The sequence below is a fragment of the Synechococcus sp. RC10A2 genome (assembly GCF_047502605.1).
The window spans coordinates 1-17,366 of record NZ_JANSHP010000025.1; the positions used below are offsets into that span (position 1 = coordinate 1).

Here is a 17,366-nt window from a genome sequence, read left to right on the forward strand (position 1 = left end):
CGCTGCATAGTTGAACAGTGATGTTCAGCAGTGTTCAGCGTAAATGTATCAGACTTGCCTGAGCTACACAATGACCGAGCTGGGGGGTGCAGTCAGGGCAGGCCCACCCCAGATTTCCACCTGGGCGAGGACATAGCTAGTGAGCGGATAGAAGCGGACGCTGTCTTCCTCGGGCTTGATCTTCTTGCGGAGCCGCAGTTTGAGCTCCTCGAACTTGTCTTTGTCGAGGACGCACTCAAACACGCTGTATTGCACGCGCTTGCCGTAGCCTTCCAGCAGGTCGGCAATTTTCTTGCGTCGCTTGTCGCAGGGAGTATCGTAGGTAACAACATAAAGAAACATCAGCGAATCCGGTAGGGCTGGTACAAATCTTGAGGATTATAGACGGATTGCTTAAACTTTTTAACTTGCTGCGTTAGCAGATCCCAGCGGGGTTGATCTCCGTCAGGGGTCTGGATGGATCCCTCCATTCTTTGGATGAAAGCTGTAAGGTACTTTTTCCTGCCACTATCACTTAGAAAACAGCCACCATCGCGATACTCAAAGTCTTCTTCGATGTTCATAATGCCCTTGTTGATCAGCCAGAGGACTATTGAATCTACAATAGGCGCCCGAAATTCTTCCAGTAAGTCCGAAACCAGAGCAGCATGGCGTTCACTGCTAGCGTGCAAGCAACCCTGATAGGGATCCAAATCTTGCAGCTCAATCAGGGTTAATAGATGGTTCCAGAGCACCATGTAGCCAAAGCTGAGCATGGCATTAACCGGGTTAGTGGGCGGCTGTCGAGTGCGGTTAAGCAAAACAAAGCCCCTTTGCTGAAGGCAATTTCCCAATTCCGGGAAATACAGAGCCGCAGCCGCTCCTTCAATGCCCCGCAATTGATCTAGAGACTTGGCCTCAAGAGCTTGAGCAGCCAAATGTTCCAGACTGCGCAGGGTCAGATCCCCTGTCTCAGTGGGGCGCTGCCTGAGCTGCCTCATCAGCAGCACTCGGCTATTGAGAAGCTTGGCTCGCACCATCTGGGCTGCCGTTTGCAATCGCCATTCTTCAGGGAGCGCCTGTTGCAAATGAGCTAAGCGGCGGTACCCCCTCTCTATAGGAACAAGGCGACCATAGCAATAGCCTAGCCGGGAGAGATAGGCAATAGGAATATTCCGCCTCAGGCACGCTCTCACTACGTCTGTGGTTACCTGGGATCGGCCAAAGATTAAAATTTGCTCCAGCAAGGGTAGAGGCAACTCCTGCAAGAGCGACTCGCCCAAATGAACCAGCACAAACTCTTGCCTGAGGCTTAGCCTGCACCCTTGCTGGGAAACATACAAGGTTCGCATTATTGATCATCTCGACGCAGACTCTCTGAGCCTCGCCTTGGCTCTATGGAAGTGCTGGTCTTGGATTGGCGCTCTTCTGGCAAAACCTCCACGTCAATTTCAGGGCTTGACAAAAGATCCATGACCATCTCTGTTAAGCTTCCAGAAAAGAAGCTGGCAATGGCAACCAAAATAGTGTTGGTAATCACGGCTGCCAGGCCCAAGGGAGCAATGAGCAAAATGGCCAGTGTAATCGAGCCATTGATTACGGCTGTAACAAGGTTTCTGAGAACTTTGGCATTGATCTTCTTTTTGGGCATTTTGTTTCTCCAAAAATTCTTCGAGATTTCTTCTATCTCAAGGGCCAGATTACTTGAAAATCATCAGCATCTTTCTTGAGCTCCTCAAGATACTTTTTCCTAGGATCTGCCGTTGCCCCAAAAACGGTAACCACTTGGTAATCACCCAAATCGGCAATCCAAACCGGAGAGGGCAGAGCACCTCCCTGGACACCCCCGCACAAAAATCGGTCGTACTGGCCTTCCCCCCGCCGACCCAAGCGATGCAAAGTTGCCAGGGCATAGGGCTTGTGGAAATCTTTCCTGCCGCTGCAGACTACAATCTTGCAGTTGGCATCCACTGCTTCTGGCCATTTATCCCTGTCAACTCGGCCAAAACTTTGTGGGCTGTTGGGGTTAATGGCTTGCTGGGTTAGAGTCTTGAGAGCCTCAAAGAAGCTGCCCAGTCGCTTTTGGAAAAGCTTCTGAAACTCGACCACCGATCCTGGCAGCTCCCAGAAGGGACTCTCTGACTTGGGAATTAGGGTAGAGCCGCGCCACCAGGGAGGCCGGTCGCGATCCTGGCGGGAGTAGCAGGGTCTTCTAGCACCTTGGCCCACACCCCCCAGATGGAACATCATCCAGGTGAGGTTAGTAAAGAGCTTTTCCACCGCCTTCTGCTCTGCTGGGGAAGCGTAATTTTGGCACTCGCTAGAAAAACTCAAGACAAGGATCCCTTCCTGTTGGCCTGCGGCTTCTCTTCGGTGATTGGGCTCCGGCCGAGAGACTTTGCCGTTCAGCAAATCCACATGGATCCAGCCGTGTTTCTGCTCGGGGGTGATGGAGCCAAACAGTTGTCCTTCCCACTTCTGAACCTGAACAACCGGCAAAACCCCCAAGGCAAAAGTGCGAAACCAGTAGCGCAGCATATTCTTAAAAGCCACAGGCCGCACTTCGGCAATGGGTCGATTATCATAGCGATTCTTACCCGGATTCCAGTTAGCTACTTGACGCCCGTGAATGAGTTGGCCTTTTAGCTCGAAGGGCAGCCGCAGGAATTCCCCTTGCATCTTGTCCAGCGATTTTCCTAGGGGGATCAGCCGACCGTAGCCGGTATTCACCTGGGATCCCACCCCTTGCTCCAGCCCTTGGATCAGCCACTCTTTGACTTGATCCAGCATCTCATCGGTGCAGCCGGGGCCTTTGCGCAGGCCAATTAAAAAAGTGGCTTGCTTGAGAGAAAAGAACAAGTTAGGGTTAGGCGAGTAGTCAAGATTTTTTCCATTCCATTTCCAGATACTATTGGCAATATCTACAGCTAGACCCCCCGTTTTAGAATTATCGGGATCCTCTCGCCGTTGGGGCCGAGTGGGTACCGGGTAGGCATCCAAAAAGATAACCTTGCCGGCCCTGTCTTTTTCGTCAGCTTGTAGGTGCCCAAACCAAGGAGCTACGGCTTTGTCTGCTTGCTCCCAAGATAAATTGCGCTCCCGCATCAGCTCTCGAATGGCCTGGGATCGGGCTACGCCGCGCAGGGTGGAGCTGGGAATGTAAGGGATCCCTAAGGGATCGAAAGCGGGGAGCAACATGCTCTCTGGACCCTTGGCCCCACCGACTCGAATTCGCCAGGGACAAGTAACCTGAAAGGTGTCGCTGGCAATGCGTTGGGTGCGCTCATTCAAAACTTTCAGGCGGGCTCCAAGGTTGATCGTTGTTTCCACTTGGTGCGCCAGCTCCGCTTTGGTGCCGTCTTTAGAAGCATCAAGCGGCGCTCGCATCCAGCGCAGATATTCAATAAAGCCAGCGGTGGGATCCGGCCTGGGCGTGGGATCCAAGGGGTGACCCAGCCAAGGCGAGGGCGGAGGATTGTTGCCTCCTCCACCGCGCGGCTGGTTTCCCCCTCCATTGCCTCCTCTAGGAGAATTAGGGCCCCGATTTTCCTGAGGCGGCCGGCGGCTGGGATCCCCTGGCCTGGGGGGACGAGGAAGCGGCTGAGGAGCGTTGCCAGGACGAGTAGGGCGATTGCCAGTCATGGGATCTTCTCCAAAAGTGGGAAACAGCGTTAGGAATTGCCAAGGGTTTGCCGAAATTTGCGCAACATAGCGCTGGTGCCAATTTCTAGGGCGCGTCGAATGAGTTGAGGTACAAGATTGGGGATGTCGAAGTCTGGAAAAAGCCAGCTGCAGCTTGATTCTACGTAGTCTTCTCCCTGCAGAATAAAGATCCGCAAACTTCGCTCACCCAAGATCCAAACTTCCGGCACGCCGATGGCTCTATAGGCCTCGATAAAAGTTCGGGAAGTAACGTCGGACTCGATGGCCAGATCAGGTGGGGGCAACTGATCGACATCGATCCTGCCCTCGCAACCTCGCACCAACTCCAGGTGATTGACATAGAAGCAGGTGTCGGGCTCCACGCCAGCTCTGCCTGGCTTTTTGAGGGTTGTTGAGCCAAAGTCTTCCCAATCTCTCCCCTGAGCATCTAAGAGAGCCTTTACAATGTCACTGGCAATGCGATGAAGGCGCTCGTGTTTGGATAAAGGAGACATGATCTCAAAAGTGCCATCGTAGTAGGCAATGCGAGTGTGGCGATCTTCGCCCAGCTCCTCCAGAATGCTCTCGCAGTCTTGCCAGGTAAGAGAATGAATAACCACTCGGCTGCCTTCTTGCAGGGAAATCGCTTGCAGGGGGATCGCGACGCCCATTACTCTCCTCCTTTAATGTCGTGGTAGATGGCCATAGCCCAAAAGCCGAATTCCTGAGCCAAAGCCAGACCTAGCCCTGTTAAACCTAGATACTCTTCAACTCCCAATTGCATAAGACGATCCAGGCCGTTGGAGTTAGCAATTCCCTTTTGGCCAGAGATCTCTTCTAGGCAATCAAAAAACTCCTTGACTACTTGTTTTTTCCCTTCCTGGTTGAGGGCATCTTCTTCTGCCTTAAGGCGCAGCAGTCCCCAGGTGGAAAGGTAGGTGTAGAGCTCCACAGCCTGGTTTTTCTGCTCCTTAAGCTTTTCTTGGTCTCTGGTTTGAGCCCTTAACTGGCGAAGGGATTCGTAAACGGGCTTGGCCAACGTGCGGGGATCAAAAGTTTCCATAAAGCCTCCTCAACTAGTTCCAAGACAACTCGACAAAGCCCCGGCCTAGGCTCTCTTGGCCGCCAATTTGTAGAAGTTGGTTCTTCTGGATAAGCTTCTGAAATTGCTCCACTGCTTCTTGGGAACTGCCGTTGGCCTGGGCTGTTACCCCCCAGGTAAAGTACATCAGGCTATCGGGGGGGATGGCCTCTTCGTAGCGAAAGCCGCCTTCTACAACTTTGTGCTCGCTGAGCTTAACTTTTACCTGCCGCCACAGGCTCATTTGAATAAGGGTGGCACAGTGCTGATCCGGCAAGACAAGGACGCGGCTGATGCTGGAAGATTTGACAAAGCTTTGCCAGTTTTCCCACTTTTTCAGGCCATTTTTTAGGATGGCATCCTTAAGGTAGATGGGTCGGTTTGTCTCCAAGTTGGTGCTATAGGGATCCGGCGCATCCAACTTTTGACCACTTAGCCGCAGCCAGCGCTTGAGCAAGAGGGGGCAGCTAATCCAGACTACCCCGTGGCTGAGGGAAGCCACCGGCACCCACAAGAGGGATCCATCCCCAATCCAAATGGAGCCTTGGGTAAGCTGATCCCCTTCCCCAATTTCGTTGCCAAAGAGCTCGAACTTTAACTCTTTCTCGGCCACGCTGGCCCGCAATTTGCCGCGGATGGTGCTGGAAGGAATGTAGGGCAAGTTGGTGTGGGCTTCGCGGGCAATGCCCAAGAGGTTGCCTTCTTGGGTGGTGCCGCCGGTGTGCAGGGGGGTTAACAGGGTGAGATAAACCAGGTGAAAGCTCATAGAAAAACACTCCTTATCCGTCAAAACAGGACTTCAAAAGTTGACCCAAGGCAGCCAGAGCAACTCGCTGTAGCCCAACAGCCGCCAGCGGTGGAAGACGTTGAGCCGGCCATTTTCCAGCTCCGGCTCGTCCTGGGCAAGGGGAGCTGGATGCTCCAGGTAGTAGATGCTGCCAGGCGGGGCGGCAAACACTTGCGGAGCCGGTAGGCTGGTCTTGCGCGGCTCTGTCAGGGACTCCACCCGCAGGCGGCCACTAATGGGAACCGGTTTGCCGGTGGCCACGCTCACCAGAGGGCCAGTGAGGGAGTGGGCAGGATGAGGGGTGGCCAAGCGCCACTCCCAGGGCCAGGCGCGGCAGAGGGAGCGCCCCTCCACCTTTTTGATGAACACGCCGGGGGTCACCAGGTAGGCCAGAGCTCGGCGGGCTTGCCGGAAGGTCTGCCGGGAGAGCTCCTGCAGCGCTTGCCATTGCTCGCCCAGCTTTGGACAGGGGCTTAAGAGGGCGCCGTGGCCTTCTCCTCCCAGCCGCACCACCACTTCTTGCTTCAGAGGCAAGGGATCCCAAGTTTCGCGATCGGGATCCCAGCACTCGATGGAAAGGGCCAGGCTCCAGCCGGGCTGCAGGCGGATGCAGGTTTCCACAAAGTAGCCCTCGGCCTCCCGCACCTGGCGTTTGCCTGCCTGCAGGGTGTTGTGGGGCCGCACCTCCGCCACCCAGGGGGACTTTACTGCCTGCTCCAGATCCCAGCCCTTGCCCTGCAGTGCAGTTTGCACCGCCTGAAAGGGCAGGTAGCCGGCGGCCTTTTGCTTGGAGCTTGGCCGTTCCTCCTCCGGAGCTGCTGCCACCAAAGGGGCGGGCCGGGTGGGATCCCAACGGTAGCCGTCATAGGAATGGCCCTCTTCCAGCCAGGGGATGGGCACCAGCGGGGATCCCTGGTAGAGGTGCAGAGGGCCGGGGAAGTAAAGCTGCTCATCCCAGCAAAGGAAAGGGCCGCATAGGCGCAGGGTTGCCGGCTGGCCCAGGTGAGCCAGAATGGCGCCGGCCAAGGTGTGGCCGCTGGGGGGAAAGCCGCTATTGGCCCAGGCCCGCTCCCCCGGCGCAAAGGGCTTGGCATCGCGAAACATCCACACATCTAGAGGCGATAGCGTGAACCAACTCATCGACCGTTCCTCCCCAAAGTGACGGTGCGGTTGCGCAGCACAAAGGCCGCCAGCTTGAACCAGTTTTTGATGGCCAGATCCCAGGCCCCCGGCTGGGCGGGCAGGCTGTGCTGCCAAAAGTGCTGGATAAATGCGATTAGCTGGGTCTGGAAACGATCCGTCTGCTCGCTTTCGCCGTGGAAGAGATCCCGGCGGCTGCAGAACAGGCGGGCCCAAGCAGGCACCGCTTCCAGGCTGGGGGCTGGGTGCTGCTCCCAGAGCTGGGCGGCGTGTTCAAATAGGGAGCTTTGATCCTGCTTTTGGCCCAACAGCTTCCAGTCAAAATCCAGCAGGTCTTTCCACTTGTCGAAGGTGTCGAACTTGCAGGTGCTCACCAGTTGGTTGCCGTTGGCAAACAGTACCCGCACCTGGGCGCTGTCTTTGGAGCTGCCCTGGGCATAGGCCTGCTCTTTGGCGCCTTGTTCTGCCTCCCAGAGATTCTCCAGGGCAATGGCCAGGGGCACCGAGTGGTGGGCAATCACCACGCCAAAGCTAATACTGGCCAGGGATCCCAGGGTAAAAAGAGGGCGACGGCTGAGGCCAGCCGGCAACTGCGCCTTTTGCCACTGCCAGTAGTCCCCTCCGTTGGCAAACTCGCGCCAGTCGTCTTCGCCGCCGCGGAAACATTGGCGGATGTCCCAGAGCCAGCCATCCCACTCCCAGAGGTTGGTGTAGGCCAGAACGTCGTCCCCCCCGGCGTAGATAAGCCTGCCGGCATAGCGCTGCTCGGTGAGGTAGGGCACCAACTGGCCGGAAAAATCCAACAGAGCCCGGCTGAGGGCGCTGTGGGTGGCTGGGCCCATGCGCTTGCGGCTGGCTTTAACAAACTCGCTGAAGGCGTCCTTGACTTGCTTGAGCTCTTCAGAGTCGAGGACGCGGCCAATAGCGTCCCTCTGGCCATCCGCTAGGCGCTGCAGCGGCTGGGGCAGGTAGTCGTAGTAGGGCTTCATCTTCCCCCCGCTCAGCCACTGGCCCATGTCGTCGCCATCGCCCGCGGCCAGCACGTACCAACTGGCGGGGTTGATGCTGGGGTAGTAGCGGCTGAGGGTGGCTTCTATCTCCTGGCGGCAGCGCTTCTGGGTTGCCTCGTCCGCTTCCAGGTCTTCCACCAGCCAGCCGACGTTGAGCAGCCGCGGGTGGTAGCGCAGGTTTTGCTGGTCAGCCCACGGGATCCCCCACTTGCCGCGCATTTCTCGGATGACCTCCCGAATGGCGGGGTGGATGGCCTCAACGGCGCGGCAGGCCTGCTCGAAGTGCTCCAGCTCGCGTCGCCCGTGGGTTTTCAGGTAACCGGCCACGCCAGCAGTGAGATCTGGGTAGGAAGCGGCGACCTCGTCTTCGTCGAGGGTGGGGAAGAGCTCCGGCAACACCTTGTCTAGGGCCCGCTTAACCGTTTCGGTGGCGTTGAGCTGCTCGCGGCCATCGAAAAGCCCTGCCTGGCGCTGCCAAAGCCGCCGGCTCTCCCCTTCGCCAATCCAGCGATCCCCGGGGGAAGGGTGAACCACCGGCCCCACGCCAGAGACAGTGCTGCGCGGCCCAAAGGCCACCGGCAACTGCCAATCGCGGGCCTGTTTGCAAGCTGCCTGCAGCCGGCGCGTCGCCTCCACTGCCGCTGCCCACCAGGAGCCTACGTTTAGCCCTGGCTTGTGCTGGCGGTGCTGCTGCCTTTCGGGATCCCAGAAGCTGATCCGCAGGAACTCCAGCTCCGCGTCGGCAAAAAGCTGCCGCTTTCCTTTGAGGTGGTAGGTGCGGTTTTGGGCGCTGACCCAGGGATCCCGCTCAATGGACTCCTGGGACCTGAGGATGGCGGTGTCTTTGAGCCTTTGCTGGGGGGATCCCAGGGGCGCTGCCGCCCAGTAGAACTGCCACTGGTGCTCCAGCCATCCCCCCCAGGTGGGATCTTCTGGGCGCAACTGCACCAGCCAGCGGCGCTCCAGTTGCAGGTGCTCCAGCGCTCTTTCCGCCAGGTGGCGCCATTCTTCTTTGAGGGTCTGCTGGGCCAACTGCATGGCCGCCTGCAGCCGCTCTTCGGGCAACAGCAAGAGGATCACGTTGGGGAAGCCGGCGGTGAGCAGAGTGTTGGCAGAAGGCTGCGGGATCCACTCGGCAAAGGGGGGGTACTTCTCCAGCAGCCAAGCGTCGATCAAAGGCTGGCCGTAGAGGCTGGGGTAGAGCAGGCAGTCGGGGCCGTATTTCTCCGCCAGGCGCCAGCAAAGCCGTGCCGAGAGGTAGTGCAACAGCCAGGATCCAGCCCAGAAGTCCCGCATCTTGCGGCTGGCTTTGATCAGCTCCTGGATGGGGTTGAAGGTCAAGCTGGCCAAAAAAGGCCGCGTGAACTTGGGTTCGTCGTAGCCGGCCAAACAGCCTGCCAGGGCCGCCACAACGCTGGTGTGGCTCCACAGGGATCCATCGGGCAGCCGCGTTTCTGCTGGCAAAAGCAGAAGGTTTTCATCGCCAAATTCCCGAACCAACGCCTGGGGGAAACAGCGCCAGAACCACCAGAACACCTTCTGGATGTCTTCCTCTTGCCAGATCCAGTCGGGAACTACCCTTGCTTCCCGCTGCAGCAGGTACTCGGCGCGGGAGCTGGCCTGCCGCAGGGCCCGGTGTTCTTCTTCGGGCAGTTGCCAAAAGCGCTTGCGCCCGGAAAGCAGATGGCTCATCTCTAAGCCCGGCCCCAGGCTCTGGCTGCAATCAGCTACCTGGTAGTCGATGGCAACGGGCAGGTGGCCAATGGCGGCCCGATCGCTGGCGGAGGCGACCAGATCCGCATCTCCCACCTGTGCCAGAGGGGATCCCTCTGCCTTGGGCGAGATCCACCCCTGCATCGCTGCTAGGTTTGGCCACAGCCCTTCCTTAGCGCGGCCACAGGCGTCGTGGAGGGCTTTGAGGGCAGGATCATGCAGCAGGCCCCAGAGCTTTGCTTGCCAGTAGTAGTGATAAGACATGGTGTTTTCGCAGGAAAGATAGGAAAGTTAAGAACTGAACGTGCAAGAAACAAAGTAGACAAAACCCCAGCAGCCACCCGATAGCCGGCTGCAGAAGCTACAAAACAAAGTCCGCCGATCCCGACCGGCCCTCAGGTTTTTTTCAGTATTTCTCCAGGTCAATAGGACTTGTTCAAGCTCAGCCCCTGCCAACCGCTGGACCGAAATTGAAAACCCAGAACCTGAGGGTGGGCCGACGTTGGTAGCCTACCGAGAATTGGAAGGATCCCCTTCCAATTCCCCCTCTGTTCGAGTCAATTCAGGAAACAGCGCTTCCAGTTTCGGCAGCAGCTTCTGCAGCACAAAGCTCTCCAAGGCCTCGCCGCCCAGGGGATCGGGATTCATCTGCACATGGGCTACGTCGTTGCGGTATTCGCTTAGGCAAGACCAAAGATCAGCAAGCTGCTTCACATCCGAAACGTGGGCGGCAATGGGAGGAAGGAACTGAAGCTGCTCCTCTTGCTGGACTGATTCGCCAGTTGCAGGGGGATCTCCCAAGGGCTGCTTTCTCCGCTGGATAAGGGATCCCAACTGGTGTTCAATTCCCTGCCGCGCTTCTCGTTCGAGGTAGTTTTGGATCCCCTCACAGAGGCAAAGGGCAGAAACCACCCACTCGCGGGCCAAGAGAATGGCTTGGGTGGTGAAGCGCTTTTCCACATACCAGCGCAGCAGTTGAAAGTGCTTTTGAACTTGAGCGCGGGGATCCTCCTTCTGGTCTGCCGGCAGCGCCAGTTGGCTGTAGCTATTTTGAATGCTTTGCAGCAGCAGGCCGAAGGGCTTGGCAAATTGGCCCACCTCTTCTGCCAACTCCTGGGTAGAGTGTCTTTGTAACTTGCGCAAGTCCTCCTGCAGGCTGACCGGCCTCACCAGCTCCAGAGAACGGGAGATGTCGCGGATGGCTTGTCCAAAGCTCTGCAGCCGGGTGGGCCTGGGATCCCCTTTGCCGGGCCTTTGCTGTCGGTAGAAGTCCCGTTGAACGGTGTCCAAAAGCTGGCCCAGCTCTACTGCCGAGCCGGTGCTGATGAACTTGTCGCTGGCCGTCAGCCAGTCCAGAAGCCGAATGGCCGGCGTGAGATCGATAATGGGGGTCTCCGCCTGGCCAGGGCGGTAGAGGCCGTAGTAGAGCCCCTGGATCTCGACATTTTTGGCCTTGCGCAAAAGGGCGGCTCCCAAGAGCACCAGCAGCGGGATGGAGCGAAAGGCGTGGGTGATATCAAAAAGCAGCCGGCTGTTGGGCTCGATGCCATCGACCAGCACGTCGAAAATCTCCCAGGTCTCCGCTTCCGTTTTGCCCTCAGGAATGGCTTTGGCCACCTTCTCCACCTGGGGTGGCAAGGACTCCTGCAAGCGGCCCCAGTGCTTGGCGCGGGCCTCCTCCGTCAGCAGGAGGATGATTCTATCAATTTCAAAGAGCTGGCAGAGGGCCTTGGCGACGTAGCAGGTTTTGTCTGCCCTTTGCTCCCCAAAGAAATACGTCGTCTCGGTGTAGTCGCCAGTGCCCAGGGTGGTCAAAAGGGTTTTAGCCATAGGGATCCTCCAGGTGGGTCTGCAACGCATCAAAGCACAACCGCTGGCAAGCTACCGCAACCTGGAAGCCCCCCCTTCCCAAAAACAAGAGGCCTTTTCCCGCGCAGTGAAGGCGAAAAACCCAAAGTTAGCCTAGAACTAGAAAGCAGTTGGCCTCTAGAACGAGAGGGATCCTGGCATGCTATCGACCGAAGAGCTGTCGATTGCTCATCCAAAACTTACTCCCGAACAGTTTCTCGCCTTGCCAGAGGAAGATACTACCTATGAGCTGGTCAATGGACAAGCTGTTCCCAAAGATTTGCCGATGTCTCCTCAGAGATTTCATGCCTCTTTGCAGAAGCGGCTGCTTTTCATTCTGGATGCCTGGTGTCAAGGCAAGGGGGATGTGTACACAGAGCTGGCAGTTGTTTTGCAAAGGCAGGATCAAGATTGGCTTCCTGTTCCCGATTTGCTCTATGTTTCCTTTGAACGCTGGCCAGCGCAGCTTGAGGAAGACGGCCCTTGTCCCGTCGCTCCCGAACTGGTAGTGGAGATTCTTTCTCCCGGCCAGAGTTTTGGGGCTGTACTTCAAAAAGCAGCGGACTATCTGGAAGCTGGGATCCCTCGCGTTTGGGTTGTGGATCCCCAAGCCAAGAGCATCACCGTTTTCTACCCCGATGCCCCGCCGCGGACTTTTACGGGATCCCAAGCCATCCAAGATGAGTTTCTGCCCGGCTTGAAGGTTGTCCCCCAGGATGTGTTTGCCCAGGCTCGGATCCCTTAGTTGTTTTAGCTATCTGAGAGGGCTACCATGATTGAAGCTCTGGAAAGGCTAGCAAAGGAACCTGCCGAAAGCTCTGCAACAGCTTCTCGGAAGATTTGGACTGATGAAGAGTTTATGGCTCTGCCCGATGATGGCAATTGCTATGAAGTTGTCGATGGGAAGCTGATTGCTTTGGGTTCGGCAAGTGCAAGGCATGGATACTATGTAAGTTTGATTCACATCCTCCTAGGTGCCTATGTTCGCAGCCAAAAGATTGGCTTTACTTTTGACTCCGATACTTCGTTTAAGATGAAATCTGGCAATCGCCGCTCCCCAGATTGTTCTTTCTTCTCCAAGGAGCGGCTGCGATCTCTCGGCGGGATCCCCAAGGGCTATATCGAGGGATCCCCAGATTTGGTTGTAGAAGTTCTCTCTGAAGTCAACACAGTGGGAGAGATCCACAATAAAATCGTCGAGTACTTTGAAAATGGATCCCGCCTTGTTTGGCTTATTCATCCCGAAGAAAAGTATGTTTTGGTTTACCGTCAGCCTGAGCCCGCAGCATTGAAGCGGCCAGGAGATATCCTGGAAGGCGAAGAGGTGATCCCTGGGTTTGCCTTGGATTTGTCAGAGTTTTTTGCCGAACCTGAGTTTTAGCTGTTTGCCAAGCTCGCAAGTCTTCCAGGGTTCCGCGGCACCTGGTAAACTGGCGCCAAAAACGGGATCCAATTTCATGAGGCCGGTTTACCTGCAAGTTCTGGAGCGCAACCCCAGACGGCTGCGAATTGCCCTGCAAAGGTTTACCCCTGAGCAACTGGCCTGGCGGGTGGTGGCGGGTTTGGGGCTGTTGGCGCTGGGATCCCAGCTCTGGGGCCGCTCGCCGCTGGTGGGGTTGCTGGCCGTAGCAGCGGGCCTGGGGATTGGGATCCCTTGGGGGTTGGGGCAGATCCTGAATCTAGATTGCCAAAGCCAACGGGTGACCTTGACCCGGCTGGGTGGCCCTTGGGGCTTTTGGCGGCAGCAGGTGTTTTCCTATCCCTTGGCTCAGTTGAAAGGAGTGCGGCTGCATCGAGTGGGTCAGGAAGTTTTGGATAACCAAGCTCAAGAGAGTTTTCAGGTCCAAAGCCAAGTGCGGCTGCAGTTTCACAGCGATCCTTCTAAACCGGAGCTGAACGAGGAGGTCATCGCCTGCTTTAGCAGCCAAGTCGGCATCAAAGGGGACGAACCAGAAGCTTTCGTGCTCTCTCAGCGGCTGGTGCGCTGGATTCAGAACTATCTATCCGAACACTCAGGAAACCTAAGAAACAACTCTTCACCCTGAAAGCCCCCTTTTCGAGGATACTGCCCCACCGTTCCAGTAGACTCAAACTTTGCTCTCCTTTTCGGGGAGATGGGGAATTGTTGGCACAGTGCTTGATCCTGGGTTAGAAATGCTGCTGAGATTCTTGTAAGCTTTGACACTCCATACACTTACTTATACTTAACTACGTAATCATGAGCGTCTCCTGGAATCTAGTCAACCTAAACACCTTACTCGACCGAAACACTCTGCCCGGATGGCTTTGGCTGCTCCTTTGGGGATCCTCACTGGCCGTGGTGATGTACTGGCAAAAGCGCTGGCTGCAGCGGGATCATGTGGGTTTTCCCGATGTCATCATGCTGGCGCGTGCAGATACGACGGTGGTGGAATGTAACGAAGCTTGCCAGAAAATCTTGGGGGATTGGCGGGGCAGGCGCTGGATCGACGTGCTGCCGACAGAAGAGCAAGAGCAGGTGCGGCAAAAGATAGCCCAGCTCACCCCTCAGCAGCCTACCTTCACCCGAGTTGGCAGGGTATCGGATGCGTTGGGGCAGGTGCGGTGGTTTGAGTGGATCAACCAAGGCATTTTTGACCGGCGGGGCCGCTTGCAGTTTATTCGCGGCGTGGGCCGAGACATTACCGAGAAGAAACAGTTGGAAGAAAACCTGCGGCTGCGGGAGGCCCAACTGCGCACCTTGTTGGATGCCCTGCCATTGGCGGTGTGGGCCAGGGATCCCCAGGGAGTGCTGATTTTGCAAAATGCCACTGACCGCGCCTGGTATGGCGACCTGCTGGGCACTTCTCTGCAAGAGGCAGCGCAGCAACATCCCCACTGGCTGGAGTACACTGGGCAAGCCTTGTCTGACCTGGAGCGGCAAGGGTTTTCCCGATTGGAGAGCAAGGAAATCATCCAAGGCCAAGAGCGCTACACCTATCGCCTGGCTGTCAAGCTGCAGGATGAGTCCAAAGGTTTGGGATGGCTCGGCATTGTCTTGGATATTACCGAGCAAAAGCGGCTGGAACAACAACTGCGAGAACAACAGGAGCGCTTTCGCGCCTTCCTCGACAACAGCCACGACATTTTGTGGTGGATCGATGCCCAAGGCTTGGTTCATACTCTCAATCGCCCGGTTACCGAGAAAGTCTTGGGTCGTTGTCCTGAGGAGGGAGAACCTATACCTCTGGATTGGGTTCACCCGGAAGATCGCCAGATCGTTGCCGACGCCCTTGAACAACTGAAGGCTCGGCCTGGCGAGACGCTCAGCTTTGTCTATCGGTTGCAGCACGCCGATGGCCATTGGGTGTGGCTGGAGAGCCGCTGCACCAACCTTTTGCAGGATCCTTTAGTGCAGGGGATTGTGTGCAGCAGCCGCGATATCACCCAACAAAAGCAGGTGGAACTGGCTTTGCGAGAGAGCGAGGCCCGCTTTCGGGAAATTACAGAGGCTGTACCGGTGACTTTCTTCCTACAGTCGGCAGACTTTAGCCGCGCTCTTTACAAAAGTCCTCGTTGTGAACAGATTTTCGGATACACACCAGAGGAGCTTTATCGCCAGCCGGATCTGTGGAAGGAAAGGATCCACCCAGAGGATCTGCCAAGAGTGATGGAAACCCTGTCTCTTGCCACCCAAGGCAAAACGTCAGTTACCTATCGGATTTTCCACCCAGATGGCAGGCTGCGCTGGTTGCGTACCTCTTGTTACCCTGTCTTGAACGAGCAGCAGGAAGTCGTTCACATCGCAGGCATTACCGAAGATATTACGGAGCAGAAAGAAGCAGAGCTGGCTCTACAAGAAAGCGAAGCTCGGCTTAGGGCTATTCTGGATGGGATCCCTTTTTCCATCTTCCTCAAAGACCTGGAGGGGCGCTATCTTCACGCCAACAGGTTTTATCTACAACAGAGAGGTTCTGAGCTAGGAGAACTTATTGGCAAGCTGGATGATGAGCTTTTCACTCCCGAAGAGGCCCGCGAGTTCCGAGAGCAGGATCAGAGAGCCCTCCAATCTCCGGATCCTGTCAGCTACGAGCGGACTTTTTCCCGCAATGGCAAGCAATTGAGCCAGTGGGTTACCAAATTTGCCCTGCGAGATTGCCAGGGGGATCCCTATGCCGTTTGCGGCATTGTGGTAGATATCACCCCCCTCAAACAAGCCCAGGATCTGCTGCTGCAAGAGGCAGAGCGAGAGAGACTCCTGGGATCCCTGCTGCGCCGCATCCGCGAGAACTTGGACTTGCAGCCCCTCTTGCACACTACAGCGGCGGAAGTGCGAGAGTTTCTCCAGGTGGATCGGGTGATGATCTACCAGTTACAGGACGGCATAGGGGGATGGGTAGCTGCCGAGGCGGTGCTGGATCCCTGGCCCAGCCACTTGGGCCGCTCCGTGTGGGATGAGTATTTCCACAGGGATCCCTGCCATCGCAAGTACCAGCAGAGCTTTGTGCAAGCCATCGAAAATGTGGCGACCGCCAGTTTGGATCCTTGCTATCGGCAGCTCTTGGAATCTTTCCAGGCCCAGGCCAACTTGGTGATCCCAATCCGACGGGGTGAAGACCTTTGGGGCCTCTTGGTGGCGCAGCACTGCCAATCCAGCCGCCCGTGGCAGGAGTGGGAAATTGAGCTTTTGCAGAAGCTGACCGACCAGTTGGCTATCGCGTTGCAACAGGCTCAGTTGTACGAGCAGGTAAAAGCTCTAAACCAAACGCTAGAAGAAAAAGTGCGGCAGCGCACTGCGGAGCTAGAGCGGGCTTTGCAATTTGAGGCTTTCCTAAGAAGCATTACCAACCGCGTGCGCGATTCTCTCGACGAAGCCGAGATCCTCAGCGCTGCCGTGCGCGAGCTAGGGGAGAGCCTGGATGCCGATGGCTGCGATATCGGCCTTTACAACGCCGAGCTCACCCTTTCCACCATCCGCTACGAGTATTGCCCCCGCTCCGATTCTTATCTGAACCTCTCCATCCCTTTGCAGGGAGGGCCTTACGAAACCGTGTATCGACAATTAACTGCAGGGCAGCCTTGTCTATTTTGCTTCTTAGGGCGAGCCTCGGAAAACCGCCAGGTAGTAATGGCTTGTCCCTTGCTAGATAAAGGCCAAGTGCTGGGGGATCTGTGGATCTTTCGCTCGGCGGCGCGTCCTTTCGACGACCAGGAGATCCAACTTATCCAGCAGGTGGCCAACCAATGTGCCATTGGGCTGCGCCAGGCGCGCCTGTTCCAGGCTGCCCAAGAGCAGGTGCAAGCCCTGGAGCGCCTCAACCGTCTCAAAGACGACTTCATCAGCACCGTCAGCCACGAGCTGCGCACTCCCCTGGCCAGCCTGAAAATGGCCCTGAAAATGCTGCAGATAGCTCGCTCAGAGGAGAAACGAGCGCAATACTTCCTCATTGCCGAGCGGGAGTGCCAGCGGGAGATCGAGCTCATCAACGACCTGCTGGATCTGCAGCGGCTGCAGGCGGGGGCCTATGCGCTGGAGGTGCAAGCCCTCACCTGGCGAGATCTGCTGGGGGATCTGCTGACCGTTACCGAAGAGCGGGCCCGCGCCAAGGGGCAGAGCTTTCAAGCCAGCGTCCCCCTAGAAAGCACCATCACAACGGATCCCTTGCTGTTGCAACGTATCCTGCGGGAGCTGCTGCACAATGCTGTGAAATACACCCCGGCCCAGGGATCCATCCGCCTACGGGTAGAAACCGAAAACCGCCGCAGCATCGTCGAGGTCAGCAATAGCCAGCCGATCCCCGCCGAGGAGTTGACCCGCATCTTTGAGCGCTTTTACCGCATTCCCAGCAACGATCCTTGGAAGGAAGGGGGCACGGGTCTGGGCTTGGCCTTGGTGAAACAGATGGTGGATCAGTTGCGCGGATCCATCGAGGTGAGCAGCGCCGCCGGCTGGACAACCTTTACGCTTCACCTACCTCATCTGCCCCAACTTTGACACAAAAGGATAGCTTGGTAGCCCCGTACTTGAGTGCGGGGCGGAAAAGCCCTTGAGCCACTTTAGTTGCTTCTTTGTTATAGTTAGTACAGAGCTTCTCCAGGAAAACAACCTACTGCGGTGCAAAACCCGCGCGGCAATAACTAACCTAGAGGAACTTACAGCCTGTTAAGGGCTCAAGGGGTACAATAGCAGCACTTAGCAAACCAACTT

Annotated in this window: 14 protein-coding genes; 4 read left to right on the plus strand and 10 right to left on the minus strand. The window is 56.7% G+C overall.

Going from position 1 to position 17,366, the window contains the following annotated elements; genetic code table 11:
• Window positions 1-63: 63 nt before the first annotated feature.
• From cas2 to csx2, 10 genes are all read right to left on the minus strand, one after another.
• A complete protein-coding gene (gene cas2 / locus NW848_RS02860; protein WP_414329659.1) occupies window positions 64-342 on the minus strand; it encodes a CRISPR-associated endonuclease Cas2 in 279 nt (92 codons plus the stop codon).
• The gene (gene cas1 / locus NW848_RS02865; protein WP_414402814.1) at window positions 342-1,331 is read right to left on the minus strand and encodes a CRISPR-associated endonuclease Cas1; all 990 of its coding nucleotides are present in this window, start codon (window positions 1,329-1,331) and stop codon (window positions 342-344) included. The genes cas2 and cas1 overlap by 1 nt, the downstream gene beginning before the upstream one ends.
• A complete protein-coding gene (gene csx18, locus NW848_RS02870) occupies window positions 1,331-1,630 on the minus strand; it encodes a CRISPR-associated protein Csx18 (protein ID WP_099812781.1) in 300 nt (99 codons plus the stop codon). The genes cas1 and csx18 overlap by 1 nt, the downstream gene beginning before the upstream one ends.
• Before the next feature lie 32 nt (window positions 1,631-1,662).
• The gene (locus tag NW848_RS02875; RefSeq protein WP_414508996.1) at window positions 1,663-3,423 is read right to left on the minus strand and encodes an RAMP superfamily CRISPR-associated protein; all 1,761 of its coding nucleotides are present in this window, start codon (window positions 3,421-3,423) and stop codon (window positions 1,663-1,665) included.
• 227 nt (window positions 3,424-3,650) lie between these two features.
• Complete coding sequence (locus NW848_RS02880; protein WP_099812779.1) at window positions 3,651-4,292, minus strand: Uma2 family endonuclease; 642 nt, start codon at window positions 4,290-4,292, stop codon at window positions 3,651-3,653.
• The gene (locus NW848_RS02885) at window positions 4,292-4,660 is read right to left on the minus strand and encodes a hypothetical protein (protein WP_414510452.1); all 369 of its coding nucleotides are present in this window, start codon (window positions 4,658-4,660) and stop codon (window positions 4,292-4,294) included. The genes NW848_RS02880 and NW848_RS02885 overlap by 1 nt, the downstream gene beginning before the upstream one ends.
• A gap of 37 nt (window positions 4,661-4,697) precedes the next feature.
• Complete coding sequence (cmr4, locus tag NW848_RS02890) at window positions 4,698-5,468, minus strand: type III-B CRISPR module RAMP protein Cmr4 (RefSeq protein WP_414402816.1); 771 nt, start codon at window positions 5,466-5,468, stop codon at window positions 4,698-4,700.
• 33 nt (window positions 5,469-5,501) lie between these two features.
• The gene (locus NW848_RS02895; RefSeq protein WP_414508995.1) at window positions 5,502-6,629 is read right to left on the minus strand and encodes a type III-B CRISPR module-associated protein Cmr3; all 1,128 of its coding nucleotides are present in this window, start codon (window positions 6,627-6,629) and stop codon (window positions 5,502-5,504) included.
• Window positions 6,626-9,616 (minus strand): type III-B CRISPR-associated protein Cas10/Cmr2, encoded by a 2,991-nt coding sequence (gene cas10, locus NW848_RS02900; protein WP_414510453.1) that lies wholly within the window; start codon window positions 9,614-9,616, stop codon window positions 6,626-6,628. Before cas10 ends, NW848_RS02895 begins: the two co-directional genes overlap by 4 nt.
• A gap of 246 nt (window positions 9,617-9,862) precedes the next feature.
• Entirely contained in the window at window positions 9,863-11,182 is a 1,320-nt protein-coding gene (csx2, locus tag NW848_RS02905) for a TIGR02221 family CRISPR-associated protein (protein ID WP_414508993.1), read from the minus strand.
• A gap of 178 nt (window positions 11,183-11,360) precedes the next feature.
• On the opposite strand from csx2, the gene NW848_RS02910 reads away from it, so the two are divergent.
• The 4 genes from NW848_RS02910 (at window position 11,361) to NW848_RS02925 (ending at window position 17,153) form a co-directional block, all read left to right on the plus strand.
• The gene (locus NW848_RS02910) at window positions 11,361-11,945 is read left to right on the plus strand and encodes a Uma2 family endonuclease (RefSeq protein ID WP_011431342.1); all 585 of its coding nucleotides are present in this window, start codon (window positions 11,361-11,363) and stop codon (window positions 11,943-11,945) included.
• Window positions 11,946-11,972: 27 nt separating this feature from the next.
• Window positions 11,973-12,581 carry a Uma2 family endonuclease gene (locus NW848_RS02915; protein ID WP_414390289.1) on the plus strand — a complete coding sequence of 203 codons (609 nt, stop codon included), beginning with the start codon at window positions 11,973-11,975 and terminating at the stop codon, window positions 12,579-12,581.
• 76 nt (window positions 12,582-12,657) lie between these two features.
• Window positions 12,658-13,245 carry a hypothetical protein gene (locus NW848_RS02920; protein WP_414508992.1) on the plus strand — a complete coding sequence of 196 codons (588 nt, stop codon included), beginning with the start codon at window positions 12,658-12,660 and terminating at the stop codon, window positions 13,243-13,245.
• 173 nt (window positions 13,246-13,418) lie between these two features.
• Window positions 13,419-17,153 (plus strand): PAS domain S-box protein, encoded by a 3,735-nt coding sequence (locus NW848_RS02925; protein ID WP_414510454.1) that lies wholly within the window; start codon window positions 13,419-13,421, stop codon window positions 17,151-17,153.
• The last annotated feature ends 213 nt before the right edge of the window (window positions 17,154-17,366 follow it).

Bases quoted from the DNA above. Each gene is read 5' to 3' on its own strand.
- NW848_RS02915 (WP_414390289.1), top strand. From the start codon at position 11,973: ATGATTGAAGCTCTGGAAAGGCTAGCAAAGGAACCTGCCGAAAGCTCT.
- NW848_RS02920 (WP_414508992.1), top strand. From the start codon at position 12,658: ATGAGGCCGGTTTACCTGCAAGTTCTGGAGCGCAACCCCAGACGGCTG.
- cas2 (WP_414329659.1), bottom strand. From the start codon at position 342: ATGTTTCTTTATGTTGTTACCTACGATACTCCCTGCGACAAGCGACGC.
- NW848_RS02925 (WP_414510454.1), top strand. From the start codon at position 13,419: ATGAGCGTCTCCTGGAATCTAGTCAACCTAAACACCTTACTCGACCGA.
- cas10 (WP_414510453.1), bottom strand. From the start codon at position 9,616: ATGTCTTATCACTACTACTGGCAAGCAAAGCTCTGGGGCCTGCTGCAT.
- NW848_RS02910 (WP_011431342.1), top strand. From the start codon at position 11,361: ATGCTATCGACCGAAGAGCTGTCGATTGCTCATCCAAAACTTACTCCC.
- cas1 (WP_414402814.1), bottom strand. From the start codon at position 1,331: ATGCGAACCTTGTATGTTTCCCAGCAAGGGTGCAGGCTAAGCCTCAGG.
- cmr4 (WP_414402816.1), bottom strand. From the start codon at position 5,468: ATGAGCTTTCACCTGGTTTATCTCACCCTGTTAACCCCCCTGCACACC.
- csx18 (WP_099812781.1), bottom strand. From the start codon at position 1,630: ATGCCCAAAAAGAAGATCAATGCCAAAGTTCTCAGAAACCTTGTTACA.
- NW848_RS02895 (WP_414508995.1), bottom strand. From the start codon at position 6,629: ATGAGTTGGTTCACGCTATCGCCTCTAGATGTGTGGATGTTTCGCGAT.
- NW848_RS02880 (WP_099812779.1), bottom strand. From the start codon at position 4,292: ATGGGCGTCGCGATCCCCCTGCAAGCGATTTCCCTGCAAGAAGGCAGC.
- csx2 (WP_414508993.1), bottom strand. From the start codon at position 11,182: ATGGCTAAAACCCTTTTGACCACCCTGGGCACTGGCGACTACACCGAG.